The organism is Novosphingobium sp. (assembly GCF_041915465.1).
Lineage (GTDB): Bacteria > Pseudomonadota > Alphaproteobacteria > Sphingomonadales > Sphingomonadaceae > Novosphingobium.
Map to the genome: position 1 here is coordinate 1 of NZ_JAYSBK010000086.1, position 13,434 is coordinate 13,434.

Below are 13,434 nucleotides of genomic sequence, written 5' to 3' on the forward strand. Positions count from 1 at the left end.
GCCGGGAACGGCGCGGCACAGGATCGTCGCGCCGGGTCTTGGCGAGGACAGCGGGATCACCGGCGCGCTGATGCTGGCCGAGGACGCGGGCTGAAGGGCGCCGCCGGGCAGGCCGATCCTGCCCGGCGAGCGCATCTATCAGTGCAGGCCCAGTTCGTAGCGACCGGTCACCATGTGGTGCACCTCGTCCGGACCGTCGGCAAAGCGCAGGTGGCGCACATCGGCATAAAGTTCGGCCAGCGGCGTCCACTGCGAAATGCCGGTGGCGCCGTGGAGCTGGATCGCCTGGTCGATGATCTGGCAGGTCTTTTCAGGCACCATCGCCTTGACCATGCTGACCCAGACGCGCGCTTCGCGGTTGCCGAGCACGTCCATCGCCTTGGCGGCCTTGAGCACCATCAGGCGCATCGCCTCGATCTCGATCCGCGCGCGCGAGACCAGTTCGAGGTTCTTGCCGAGCATGATCAGCGAGCGGCCGAACGCCTCGCGCGAGTTGCCGCGCTTGACCATCAGGTCGAGCGCGATCTCGGCCTTGCCGATGGTGCGCATGCAGTGATGGATGCGGCCCGGCCCAAGCCGCAGCTGCGAGATTTCAAACCCGCGCCCGACGCCCAGCAGGATGTTTTCCTTGGGCACGCGCACGTTGTTGAAGCGCATGTGCATGTGCCCGCGCGGCGCATGGGTGGCGCCGAACACGTGCATCGGGCCAAGGATTTCGACGCCCGGCGTGTCCATCGGGACAAGGATCTGCGATTGCTGCGACGAGGCCGCGCCTTCATCGCTGGTGCGGACCATAACGATCATGATCTTGCAGCGCGGATCGCCGGCACCCGAGATGTAGTACTTCTCGCCATTGATGACCCAGTCATCGCCATCGAGCACCGCGCGGGTACGGATGTTCTTGGCGTCCGACGAGGCAACGTCAGGCTCGGTCATCACATAGGCGGAGCGGATTTCCCCGGCGAGCAGCGGTTCGAGCCACCGCTTCTTCTGTTCGGGTGTGCCGACGCGTTCCAGCACTTCCATGTTGCCGGTATCGGGGGCGGAACAGTTGAGCGATTCCGAGGCAAGCGGGCTCTTGCCCAGTTCCGCCGCGATATAGGCATAGTCGAGGTTCGAAAGCCCTTCGCCGTGTTCGTCGTCGGGCAGGAAGAAGTTCCACAGACCGGCGGCCTTGGCCTTGTTCTTGGCGCCTTCGAGCAGTTCGAGCTGGCCGGGGGCGAAGCTCCACGGATCGGCGCGGTCCGTGCCGAGGCGCTCGTATTCCTCATAGATCGGGTCGACGTTTTCGCGAATGTGACGCTTCACCGCTTCGAACAACGGACGCGCCTTTTCCGACATGCGCAGGTCATCGAGTTCGGGAATCGTGAAGATATTGGACATGCTGGCATCCTGCTCTGGTGGTGGCCTGCTGCGGTGAGCGACTGGCATCGCTTCTGAACAAACCGGGTTTTCGAATCTGCGCACAAATCGCGTGAGCGTGTGGCGCGATGCTAAACCGGATTATCGATCAGCATCAAGAGCAGTGATGTGCAAAAGGAAAGGCGTGCAGCTCTTCCCAGGGGGGCGAGAGGACGCTCAATGGCATTCAAGGATCACCGACACGCCGGAAAAGTCGCACCGGGCAAGATCATCCGGGCTGATCCAGAAATAGTATGCGCCGCGCTCGCCCCAGCACCAGTCCATCGCATCGTCCGATACGATCTGGAGCAGCAGCAAGGAGTCGGCCGGACCATCGCCCGCGTCGCTGCGCACCCCGTCGTGATAGCCACCCATCCGGTGCGGGCGGTTGTCGCGCAGGCTGCGGGCCGCGGCTTCGAGATCGGCTCTGCTCCGCGTCGGAACACGGTCGCGGGTTTCCGGATCGAGCCAGTCGGCCATGGCTTCGTCGGTCGTGCCACCCGGGATTTCAAGATGGGCCACTTCGAACCGCTCGCACAGGTCGAGACAATGGGGCTGGTTCGAGGGGTATTCGATACGCAGCTCGAAACCGCGCCATTTCCTGACCCGCAGGCAGGCGTCCAGTTCCTTCCAGTCATCAAGGTCGAGCAGCGTTTCGGGTGGCTGTTCGGCAAGCAAGGATGCCAGCTTTTCACAGTCGGCCACCACCGAGGCGCGCCACAGCTTGTAACGTTCGCGCTGGGCGTCAAGACGGGCGACGAGCTGATCGGCATCGGCGCAGGCCGCAAGCAGCGCCTGGCCGCGCTTCAGCGCAGCAAGATGCGCGCTTTGCGGCTTGCCGTCCGCGTGCGCGGTGGCCCGGTCAACCTGTGCTGCAACGCTGGCCCGCAATTGTGCGAGGTCAGCGTCCTCGCGCAGCAGTTCATCGACGTATGCGTTGGTTACCGGCGGTGGCTCTGCGCGCATCCGGGCGGCGAGGAAATTGACGGCCCGGAGCGCCTGCCCATAGCAATAGGGCGCGACCGTGCCGAGTTCGCGGTAGGACAGCACGCGGTGGCCCTCGTACAACAACTCGGCGAAGTTTTCGGGCGCCGCATGGCTGCGTCCATCCTCGAGGCGGAGCGTGTTTGGAAAGCTGACGATGTCGACCGGCCAGCGCCGCCAGAGGGAAGGGACGCTTTCGGCTGCGAGCCAGCGATAGCTGCCTCCGCCGTGGGTCCGGTCATGAACCGGGGCAAGGTCGGCTGGCGGCTGCCTTGCGGGGCCGGTCTGGTCGATGTGCACGACGCGGTAGGCATCGCGGCCAAGCGGACCCGGCTGGTTCGGATCGATGAAGAAGAGCAGCCAGCCATCGCGCGGCCCCAGTCCGCCCCACAGCTCGGCGGGAAGCTCGCTGCAGGCGATCTGCGCCAGAAAATGCAGCGGACGTTCACTGCGGTCCGGATGTCCGGCGGCGCGGGCGCGCGGCCATTCGACCTGCGGCGGCAGTTCCGGAAGGCCGCCGAGCCACGAACCAGCCGGTCCATCCTCCCAGGGCGGCGCGCGCCGGCGCAGTACCGCGGTAAGGCTTTCGCTCGGGGTGCCGGGCTCCGGGGCTAGATCGTCATCGCCAGCCGCCTCGCCGGGGGCCTCTGCCTCATCGGATTCGGCAAAAAGCTTAGCGTCGGCCTGGCCTTCGTTGACCAGTTCGGCGGGGCTGAGGATGCGCCTGCGCTGCTGCGCGACGCTATCTTCACCATCTGCCAAGGCGAGGTTCAGCCCCGCCGCCGCCAGACGCGTCCGCCCGACGCGCCTGCGCCACGCGATCACCGGCACAAGCACGGCCAGCATCAGGGCAGGCAGAAGAATTGGCAGAAAGCCGAAGTGACCCGAAGCGCCTATCACCGGTAAGTTCCTGTTTCGCGACAGGTTTCAGTGGCGTGGCAAAGTTAATTTGTAACTAAGACTGACAAAATCCTCACAGGTGATGCGCGCCGCACGGTCTGGTTCAATGCGCCGTCTGTCCGCCGTCGATGGTAAAGGTTGCGCCGTTGATGAAGCTCGCGGCGTCCGAGCACAGGTGCAGCACGGTTCCGGCGATTTCCTCGGGCTGGGCGGCCCGGCCGGAGATGTTGCCGGCGAAGAAGGCCTTGCGGAAATCCTCGCTGTCGGCCCAGTGCTGGGTCATCGGGGTGACGACGAAGCCCGGCGCGATGGCGTTCACGCGGATGCTGGACTGCGCATATTCGATCGCCACGGCCTTGGTCATGCCGATCACGGCGTGCTTGGCGGCGACATAGGCGGCCATGTTGGGATCGGCGATCAGCCCGCCGACCGAGGCCGTGTTGACGATTGCCCCGCCGCCGACTTTCAGGAAATGCCGCACCTGCGACTGCATGGCATAGAACACGCCTTTGAGGTCGACATCGACTGCCAGCGCCAGCTCGCTTGGCGGGATTTCGTGAAACGGGCGCTGCGGGGGCAGGATTCCGGCGTTGTTGAAGGCCGCGTCCATCCGCCCGAACTGACCGACACAGGCGGCGACCAGCGCGTCCATCGCGGCGGGATCGGTGACGTCGGCATGGACGTGCTCGGCCGCGCCGCCTTCCTGCCGGATCAGCGCCACGGTTTCCCCGGCGCGCGCGTCGATATCGCCGATCATCACGCTGGCCCCGGCGCGGGCAAAGGCCTGGGCGGCGGCCCGGCCGATCCCGGTAGCGCCGCCGGTGATCAGCACGGCCTGGCCGGCGAAACGCGAGTCTTGAGCTGTCATGGCAATGGTTCCTTGGGCTGGACGCGCGCGATCAGGCGATGCCCGACTTGCCGGGGGCAAGGATATGGTTGGGATCGAGCGCCTGCTTGATCGCGGCGTTCACGGCGCGGTTCACTTCGCCATACTGCTGCGCGACAAGGTCCATTGCATGGACGCCGGTGCGATAGCTGGCCCAGCCCTTGTCCCCAAAGCCGGTCACCAGTTCCTTGTAACAGGCATCGGCCCGCTTTTCCTCTTCCGGGTCGGACTTGTCATAGAGCAGGGCGATGATGTGGTGCAGTTCGCGGCTGCCGATGGCGAAGGCGGCGGTATAGTCGAAGCCGTGCTTGCCGAGGATTTCCTTGGCGAGTGCGACCTGGCCTTCCGTCTCGCCGCCCTTGGCCGGGGCGACCGGCGCGAACCAGGCGAGGCCGCCGCCCGCGCCCTTCCAGCGGGCAAGACCAACTTCCTCAAGGCTGAGGCCGCCCTGCATCAGCGTGGCGTGGTGGTGGAAATAGGGATTGCCGACGATCTGGCCCTCGGTCAGCACTTCGCCCCCGATTGCCTCGAAGGCGGCACGCACGATCTTCTCGTTCTCGGCGATCATGCCGGGGGTGCCGTAGAGCGCGAAATAGGTGTTCCACATGCCGAGGCCCGCCTTTTCGCCCGCCTGCTGGAAGGCTTCGTCGGGCACCGGCTCGGCCTTGTCCCACACCTCGCCGCGGCGGTTGAACATGGCAAGCTGGTAGCCCGCACCCATCATCAAGACGACGTTTGGGATGATGTTCGAAATGCGCATCGGGCGCATCGCATCGACGATCTTGGAGAGGTCACCCATGTTCCTGTGGCGCACCACGAAGGGCTTGTAGACCGGCGGGGCCGGCATCAGCCACATCCCCATCTTGGTCACCACGCCAAAGTTCGACTGGGTGAAGATCCCGTCGAGATAGGGTCCATAGCCCCATTTGAACGCCTGCCAGGTGGACGGATTCTTGGTCGATCCCATCCCGGTCTTGAGGATCTGGCCGTCGGCCATCACCACTTCCATGCCGCACTGGACCATGAAGTGTTCGCCATAGGGCGTATAGCCGACCCCGCGGTCGAGCGTGTTGCCGACCGGGCTGACAATCGGGCCAACGGTAGGCACGTCGATCCACAGCGGCAGGTTGTTTTCGACCAGGTAGTCCTTGAGCTGCTGATAGGTCACGCCAGGTTCGACCAGCGCGGTGCACAGTTCCGGATCGACTTCGATGATCCGGTTCATCCGCTTGAGATCGAGCACGACCTGCCCGGGTGCGGCGGTGCTGGTCATGCCGTAACCCATGTTCTTGCCGGTGGAGACCGGCCACAGCGGCTGCTTGAACTTGTTGGCAATCTTGACCAGTTCCTGAACCTCTTCGACCGAGGCCGGCGCGACCGCGCCAATCGGTGCATGGCGGCCACCCGGATCGGGAACATAGGTCTTGGTCCAGGGCTTGACCGCGGCGGCATCGCCCGCGACCCATTCGGCCTCGACGACCGATTTGGCAGCCGTGATGAACCCGGCGAAATCGGCCTTGGAGACGCCCGGGGCGAGGGTGGTGCCCTTGCACCCGGCCAGCGTCAGCGCGGCGGCACCGGCCACACTGGCGCCCAACAGGGCGCGGCGATCGATCGGCAGGCTGCTCACTTGCCCTTCTCCTGCGGATTGGCCGGGGCAGTTTCGATCCACTTGCTCAGCGCATCGAGTTCCTCGGGACTGACTTCGGTGGGGCGGAAGGCAGGCATGGCATTGCGGCCTTCGCGCACCATCTGCTTGATGTAGTCCGCTGGCAGTTTGCGGCCGAGGATGATCGGGCCGACGTTGGTGCCGTGGCAATAGCCGCAGGTGCTGGCATAGACCTTTTGCGGGCTGCGCTGGCCGAGCGGTTCGCCAAGCTTCTGCGATGCGGCATAGGCACCCCCGGCGATACCAAGCGCGGCGATTGCCGCGCAGATTGCGAGCCGGCTCACTCGAACTTGCCGAGCATCATGCCGCCGTCGATAACGACGTGGCTGCCGGTCATATAGTCCGATGCGTCGGAAGCGAGCAGCAGCGCCAGCGGCTTGAGCTGGTCGGTTTCGGCCACCGAACCCAGCGGCACGATTGCGTCCCAGGCCTTGCGGGCCACGGGATCGTGCTTGAGCCAGCCGCCGCCGATGTTGGTGACGAAGGGGCCGGGGGCGATGGCGTTCACGCGGATGCGGAATTCGGCCAGTTCCAGCCCCAGCGCGCGGACCATGTGCAGCACGCCCGCCTTGGCCGGCATATAGGCCATGCCGACAATCGGTTCGGTGACGAGGCCTGCGTTGGAAGCGGTGGCGATGATCGAGCCGCCCTTTCCGCCCGCCTTCATCAGCCGCACGGCCTCGCGGATGGTGTTGTAGACGCCGGTCAGGTTGATCGAGATCGTGCGGTCCCATCGGGCGGGGTCGAAGGTATCGACCTGCCCGTCGGGATTGCGATGCCCGGCCGGGTTCCAGAACCCCGCGCCCGGATCGATCCCGGCATTGGCAAAGCAGATGTCGAGCCCGCCGAAGGCCGCCGCATGGGCGTCAAACACGCGCGCGGTCGCCTCGCGGTCGGCCACGTCAAGCCGGTCGGCGCGGGCGTCGAACCCTTCGCTGCGCAGCCGCGCGGCCTCGCGCTCGGCGCCTTCGCCGTCGATGTCGGTCAGCGTCACGCTTGCGCCGCCCTCAGCCATTGCCTCGGCATAGGCGAGGCCAATTCCCGAGGCCGCGCCCGTGATCAGCGCAGAGCGGCCCGAAATGTCAAACTTGCCTAGAATCGACATCGTATCTCCAGCTCAATTTGTTGTATCGTCTTCAAATTCGGATGGGGTGCCCTGCTCGGCGGCAATCAGGCGGCGCAGCATCCGCCGGGCGCGCACCCCGCCGCCATCGCCCGACAGGATCAGCGGTTTCATGTCCCAGAAATCGCGCCCCGCCATCAGGCGGTGAGCATCGCGGATGATCGGCGCGTCTTCGTGTTCGAAGGCGTGTTCGAGCGCGCCCTGCATCACGGCGGAAAGCTCGGCATCGTCCAGCGCATTGCTTCGCGCGGTGGCCCACAGGTAGTGCGTGGTGCCACCGGTTTCGGGGGTAAAGGCGTGGATCGACTTGAGCACGGTCATGCCTTCGGCCGGAGTGCCAGGGTCGCCCGCGCGGTAATCGAAGTAGAGCGTCGCCGGGGCGTTCCAGGTGACTTCGCCGATGAAGTCCTGCTTGCGGCCTGCCACCCCCATCATCGCGGCAAGGGCTTCGGCCAGGTAATCGTCTTGGTGGGTATAGCGCACGAAGACCCGCTCACCGTCCTGCCAGAACTTGCGTTCCCCGATGGTGAAGGCGTTGGCGACGAGGGCAGGGTGAACGAAGTTCGCGTGGCTAAGATCGAGGATATTGTCGCTGTAGAGCTCGTAATGCCCCTCGGCTATCGTCATGCCCCGCACGGCCACCCAGGCGGGATCATCCAGCCAGCCGAAATCCGGGATCAGCGCCGGATCGGCCTTGGCCGCATCGCCCATCCAGATCCACAGGATCCGGTACCGCTCGACCAGCGGGTAGCTGGGAACGGCAACTTTTGGCGGGGCTTCGCCCTGGTGCGGGTTGTGGACGCAGGCACCGGTGTGGTCGAAGCGCAGGCCGTGATAGGGACAGGCGAGGTGTCCGTCGATCACGCAGCCCGCGCCAAGCGGCGCGAAGCGGTGCGGGCAGCGTCCGCCAATGGCATGGGCCTTGCCATCGGCGTCGCGGTACAGGGCCACCGGTTCCTCAAGGAAAACCCTGGCCTGCGGCTGGTCGGTCAGGTCGTCCGCCCAACCAGCGGCGTACCAGGTGTTGCGCAGGTACGGCCCGCCAGTGGGCCCATCCAGACGGGGCATGGCCTGTTGTTCGCTCATGCCCGCGTCTCCCTAGAGGTAGAGGGCCGGATTGATGGCGATGCCGTGCTCGCGGCAGTAGCTCTCATAGTGGTTCATGAACCACCACACGTCGAGCGTCTCCACATGGTTCCCGGCTTCGTCATAGAACTCGTTCGCGCCCTGCATGTGGAACAGCGCCTTCATCCCGTTGGGATCGTCGGTTACCAGCGTATGCGCGGTGCCCGGGGTTTCGGTGATGAATTCGCCCGCGCGGCAGACCCAGGGATATTCGAGGTAGCGGAACGAGCCTTCGAGACCCACCGCCCAGACCCGGCCGCGATGCTTGTGGGTGCCGATCACGCCCGGCCCCTTGATCCACAGGATGTTGACGTAGACGTTTTCGCGCACGTCGAAGGCGAGGTGGCGGATGGCGGCGTTGTCGCCAAAGGGAACCCATGGGCTTTCCGCTTCGGAGGCGCCGACATAGGTGCCCTCGATTCCGCGCGCCTTGATCAGGTCGCCATAGAGTTCCGGGACATCGACGATCTTGTATGCGCCCGACGGGGGCGCCTTCATGCCTGACATGGCCTGCTATCCTTCAAGTCTGTAGTTGCCGGAGGGGCGCAAGCGGGACGGGGAGTGGGAAGGGTCCCGCCCCGCTGCCGCCCTTCAGCGGATCAATGTGTCGACATAGTCCGCGCCGATGCCGTTCGAGGCATAGTGCGCGCGTGCGGCCGCCATGTAGTCGAACACGTCGTAGTGACCGATGGTGTTGCCATCCTCGTCCAGCCACATCAGCGGACCGGAGACGACGAAGAACACCTTCATCGGATCGGGATGATCATAGCAAACCAGCGTGTGGCTCTCGCCCGGGGTTTCGTAGATGAAGTCCCCGGCGGTCGCGGTCCAATCGTGTTCGAGATAGGCCCACTTGCCGCTGATCGTGTAGGCCCAGATGGGGTGCGGGTGGTAATGGCGGTTCACCAAGCCCGCCGATTTCGACATCAGCACATCGGCCCACATGTTCTTGGCCGGGCTGATCCAGACGGGCTTGGAGGAAACGGTTTCGCTGATCGGTACCCAGTAGCGCTCGTCGCCTTCGGCGATCTTGGGCATGTAGACTTCGGGCAGGCCGCCTTCGCGGAATACCTTTTCGACCGGCTTGATCCCCTTCCAGAATTCGGTGTGCGCTGTTTCGGGCATATCGCTTCTCCGGAAAAAAAAGGGCGGGAAACAACTGTTTCCCGCCCAGTAGGGTGTAGGCTTAGAACTTCACGCCAAGGCGCACGTACCATTCGGCCGGACGGCTGTAGGTGCCGTAGATCTGGCCGCCCGCAAGCTGCGCCTGGCCGGTGGTCAGGTAACGCTCGTTGGTGATGTTGGTGCCGCCAACGGTCAGATCCCAGTGATCGCCCGGTTCCTTGTAGGTGATGCTGGCGTTGATCACCGTGGTGCTGGGCCGGTCGAGCAGGAAGGTGCCTTCGGTGTCGTTCTTCATCTTGTCGGTCCAGGTGATGTCGCCCAGGAACACGATCGTGCCCTTGTCACCCAGGTCGGCTTCGTAGCGGGGGCTGAAGTTCAGCTTCCACTTCGGCGTCTTGGGCAGCGAAACGCCCTTGAACACGCCGGCCTGCAGCGGCGAGGCGGCAACCTGTGCCGGCGCCAGCACGCTGGTGTAATAGGCATCGGTATAACCAACCGAGGCATTCAGCGTCAGGCCGTGGGTCGGCGCGGCGGTGAATTCGACCTCGAAGCCCTTGATGCGCGCATCGCCGGCGTTCTGGATGGTCGGCGAAACGCCCTGCTGGAAGTTCAGCTGGATGCCCTTGTAGTCGGTCAGGAAGGCCGCGACGTTGAGCTGGACCTTGCGGTCCATGAACTGCGACTTGAAGCCGACTTCATAGGTGGTCGCCTTTTCCGGGCCAAAGTTCGGCGCGGTGGGCAGCGGGTTCGACAGGCGGGTGGTCCAGCCGCCCGTCTTGTAGCCCTTCGACCAGCTGGCATAGACCATCACGTCGTCGTTCGGATGATACTGCAGGCCGACCTTGGGCGAGAAGTTGCTGAACGACTTCTGCTGCACCCCGGCGATGTAATAGCGCAGCGGCTGACCCGGATTGGGGAAGCCGTTGTCGATCCGGCAGGCATCGCTGATCGGGGTGAGCGAGGCGCAATTGGGATCACCGAAGAACTGGGCCAGCTTGTAGTTGAGGCCGTTGTTGTCCGACTGGAACCCTTCGAACTCCTTGTTTTCATGGGTATAACGACCGCCCAGGGTGATGCCGAGCTGTTCGGTCACCTTGTAGTCGATCTGCCCGTAGAAGGCGTAGTTCTTGGTCGAAAGGTTGTTCGGACCGTCAACCTGCAGCAGCCCTTCTGCGAAGGTCACGTAGTCATGCAGGTCGCCGGATTCGGTGAAGTAATAGGCGCCCAGCACGTACTTCAGGCGCTTGTCGGCGGCATCGCCGGTCAGCTGCAGTTCCTCGCTGAACTGCTTCTGGTTCATGGTGAAGCTGGTGTGCAGGAAATCGAGCGGCGAACCGTCGAGGTCCATGCCGGTCTTCCAGTGCAGCTCGCGGTAAGCGGTGATCGACTTGATCGTAGCCGAATCCGAAAGGTCCACTTCGGCCGTTGCCGAGCCGCCATAGGTCTTCAGCTTGGAGAAGTTGTTGCCGTTGGCATAAGTGGTGTCGATCGAATTGGTGATGAAGCGGTTGTCATAAGGCAGCCGGTTGTTGTCTGGGTTGGCGTCGGCATTGACGCCCCAGATCGACGGCAGGTCCACCACCGAGGTCAGGCCGCCGCGGCGACCGAACAGCGCGCCCGCCGGCGGGCCGCCGATGAAGCTGTCGCACGGACCGGTGACGCCGCCGACGGTCACGGTCGGGTTGCCCGCGATCGCGCAGTTGTAGGTGCCGGCGAACACCGCCGGGAAGGTGGTGATGACCTTGTTGGCGATCTGCGAGGTATCGACCTTGGTATAGTCGCCGCTCAGCGTCAGGCGGAACGTGCCGCCATTGTCGTAGCGCAGCTTGCCGCGCAGGTTGTAATTGTTGTCGCCGCCTTCGGTGCCGAGCCCGATATTGTCATAGCCGGCAGCCTTGAAGCTGGTGATCGGATCCTCGACGTAGTTCGCCGCGCCGGGGTAGGCGATGCGCTTCATGTAGCCATCGCGGTGCGTGGTCGAGAAGCTCAGCGACGAGGACAGCCCTTCGGCCAGCGGCAGGTCGACTGTGCCCTTGACCGAGATCAGGTTGTACCGCCCGGCGGTGACGCTGCCACGGAAGCGGAACTCGTTGCCCGGATCGTGGGTGACGATCGAAATCGCGCCGCCGATTGTGTTGCGACCGAACAGGGTGCCCTGCGGCCCCTTGAGCACTTCGACGCGCTCCACGTCCGGCAGGTCCTGGTTCGCGCCGACCGAGCGGGCCAGATAGACGCCGTCGAGATAGACGCCCACACCCGGATCGATGTTGAAGGCAAAGTCGTTGGCGCCGATGCCGCGGATGTAGGCGGACAGCACCGAGGACGAGCCCGAAAACGGCGTGCCGGCATCCAGCGTTACGTTGGGGGCGATGTTCGACAGCGAGGCGACGCTGGTGACCGAGCGCTCTTCGAGCGCGCCGGCAGTAAAGGCCGAGATCGAAATCGGCACGTCCTGGACGTTTTCAGCGCGCTTCTGCGCGGTAACGACAATTTCCTCGATCCCGCCGCTGGGCGCGGCTTCATCGGCGTTTTGCGCATAGGCCGGGGTGGCAAGCGCCGTACCCATGACCGCGAACGAAACTGTTGCCAGTGCAACTGCGAGTCTCATACCCACTCTCCCTTATTATGGTTATTCACGCGAATTCCTGCATCGGCATCGCGCGAGCCGGGTAGCCTTCATGCAATCTGGCGGGCTGGCGCGCTTGCACTGTGGCGCAACGCGAACAGGACAATCGCGCAGTCGCCCTAGTGTCCCGATCTCCAATCCCGCGGTGAGACTCCGAAGTGTTGCCGAAAGCAGCGCGAGAAGTAGGCGCTGTCGTTAAAGCCCAGTTCGAAGGCGATCTCGGTAATGCTTTCGTCGTGGTAGCCGTGCAGCCGATCCGAGGCACGCAGCAGGCGGCGCTCGAGAATGTAGGCCGAAGGCGTCGTGCCCATTGCCGCGAACAGGTTCTGCACCGTGCGGACCGAGGTGTTGAATGCCTCGGCGATGGTGGTGGTCTTGAGCAGGGGATCGCACAGCCGCGCCTCGATCATCGCCAGCACCCGGTTGCGCAGAGCCTGGTCGATCGTTCGTTCCTGAGGATTTCCGGCGCCCCGGATGGCGAGGGCGGCAAGATCGTAGAAGACCGAGTTGACGCCGTCTTCCCACTCGGGATCGTGTGCGCTCTGGTCACCCTGACGCCACAACGAGAGCAGGAAATCGTGGAACACGCGGCCGCCCGGCGAAGATCCGCAGACCCGGCGGCTGAGCAGGTCGTCAAGCCCGGGGAGCCGCTCGGCCAGCGGCTGGCGCGGGAATTCGACGACCAGCAGCTCGTGCGCCTTGAGGTCGAGCGAATAGGGATCGTCCGCCGCGCCAAGGACGAAATCGCCGGGTTGAAGCTCGCTCTCTGCGCCGTTCTGCGTGTGCAGGCTGGTGCCACGGCACTGAAGGTGCAGGATCAGGCGTTCCTCCGCGCCCGCGCGGGCCTTGCGGCCGACGAAGGACGCGGTGGAGCGGGGGCGGATCATCCCCAGTTCGCCGACCTGCCATGCCCACATCTCGCCCTGAAAGTCGCCATCGGGGGTGTTGACGAAAGTGCCGCTATAGATCCGGTCGACGAGGTCGTTCCAGAAGCGCAGGCGCTGCGCCGGTGCAACGCCCTTGGTCGCGTATTTCTCGACTGCGGTGATCATTTCCGTCCCTCCTCCAGATGGGCCAGTCACGAAAGCTCAGCCATGTCCTCCAGCCGCCTTGGCTGCGCGGCGGGCGAGCACCTTGGGGGCGGATTCGACCAGCCCGAGCGAAAGCACGCCAGCCCCGATGGTCAGGCCCAGCATCAGCCACAAGGGGGCGGTCAGTCCGAAAACGTCGGCTAGTCCGCCCGCCGCGAAGGGGCTGAGCACGCCGCCCAGCACTTCGCCGGTGCCCATCACCAGCCCGGTCAGCGTTGCGGTCAGGCGCGGATCGACCGATTCCGCCGGGATCGTCGCCATGAACAGCGGGAACACCCCGTTGAGCGCCCAGCCGAAGAAGAAAATTGCCGCCAAAACCCAGACCGAACCCTGGAAATACAGCGCGCCGAGCGGCAGGATGACCCCCAGGAACGAGAAGAAGGTCAGCACCGGACGCCGTCCGATCGCGTCGGAAATCGCCGGGACGACAAAGCTGCCGATCCCGGCCGAAATGCCGAGTGTTGCCATGAGCCAGCCCATGGTCTCGGGATCAAAGGTCCGCGA

Annotated in this window: 12 protein-coding genes; all 12 read right to left on the reverse strand. The window is 64.6% G+C overall.

The genetic code is table 11. The annotated features are described in order from the left end of the window. Window positions 1-138: 138 nt before the first annotated feature. Entirely contained in the window at window positions 139-1,383 is a 1,245-nt protein-coding gene (locus tag ACE3SN_RS13120) for an acyl-CoA dehydrogenase family protein (protein WP_374530699.1), read from the reverse strand. A gap of 195 nt (window positions 1,384-1,578) precedes the next feature. Beyond that, window positions 1,579-3,231 carry a DUF1963 domain-containing protein gene (locus ACE3SN_RS13125; protein ID WP_374530701.1) on the reverse strand — a complete coding sequence of 551 codons (1,653 nt, stop codon included), beginning with the start codon at window positions 3,229-3,231 and terminating at the stop codon, window positions 1,579-1,581. Between the two features lie 157 nt (window positions 3,232-3,388). Continuing rightward, a complete protein-coding gene (locus tag ACE3SN_RS13130; RefSeq protein WP_374530703.1) occupies window positions 3,389-4,153 on the reverse strand; it encodes an SDR family NAD(P)-dependent oxidoreductase in 765 nt (254 codons plus the stop codon). A gap of 31 nt (window positions 4,154-4,184) precedes the next feature. Continuing rightward, window positions 4,185-5,801, reverse strand: coding sequence for an FAD-binding oxidoreductase (locus tag ACE3SN_RS13135; protein WP_374530705.1), 1,617 nt, complete (start codon window positions 5,799-5,801; stop codon window positions 4,185-4,187). Continuing rightward, window positions 5,798-6,124 (reverse strand): cytochrome c, encoded by a 327-nt coding sequence (locus ACE3SN_RS13140; RefSeq protein ID WP_374530707.1) that lies wholly within the window; start codon window positions 6,122-6,124, stop codon window positions 5,798-5,800. Before ACE3SN_RS13140 ends, ACE3SN_RS13135 begins: the two co-directional genes overlap by 4 nt. Beyond that, window positions 6,121-6,945 carry an SDR family NAD(P)-dependent oxidoreductase gene (locus ACE3SN_RS13145; RefSeq protein ID WP_374530709.1) on the reverse strand — a complete coding sequence of 275 codons (825 nt, stop codon included), beginning with the start codon at window positions 6,943-6,945 and terminating at the stop codon, window positions 6,121-6,123. The genes ACE3SN_RS13140 and ACE3SN_RS13145 overlap by 4 nt, the downstream gene beginning before the upstream one ends. Before the next feature lie 12 nt (window positions 6,946-6,957). Continuing rightward, window positions 6,958-8,049 carry a Rieske 2Fe-2S domain-containing protein gene (locus ACE3SN_RS13150; protein WP_374530711.1) on the reverse strand — a complete coding sequence of 364 codons (1,092 nt, stop codon included), beginning with the start codon at window positions 8,047-8,049 and terminating at the stop codon, window positions 6,958-6,960. 12 nt (window positions 8,050-8,061) lie between these two features. Further along, complete coding sequence (locus tag ACE3SN_RS13155) at window positions 8,062-8,595, reverse strand: 2,4'-dihydroxyacetophenone dioxygenase family protein (protein ID WP_374530713.1); 534 nt, start codon at window positions 8,593-8,595, stop codon at window positions 8,062-8,064. 84 nt (window positions 8,596-8,679) lie between these two features. After that, window positions 8,680-9,213, reverse strand: a complete 534-nt coding sequence (locus tag ACE3SN_RS13160; protein WP_374530715.1) for a 2,4'-dihydroxyacetophenone dioxygenase family protein — start codon at window positions 9,211-9,213, stop codon at window positions 8,680-8,682. A 61-nt stretch (window positions 9,214-9,274) separates the two neighbouring features. Continuing rightward, a complete protein-coding gene (locus ACE3SN_RS13165) occupies window positions 9,275-11,821 on the reverse strand; it encodes a TonB-dependent receptor (protein ID WP_374530717.1) in 2,547 nt (848 codons plus the stop codon). A 137-nt stretch (window positions 11,822-11,958) separates the two neighbouring features. Continuing rightward, on the reverse strand, window positions 11,959-12,891 hold the full coding sequence (locus ACE3SN_RS13170; protein ID WP_374530719.1) for a helix-turn-helix domain-containing protein: 933 nt from the start codon (window positions 12,889-12,891) through the stop codon (window positions 11,959-11,961). A 36-nt stretch (window positions 12,892-12,927) separates the two neighbouring features. After that, on the reverse strand, window positions 12,928-13,434 hold a 507-nt coding region (locus ACE3SN_RS13175), incomplete at its 5' end, for an MFS transporter (protein WP_374530721.1).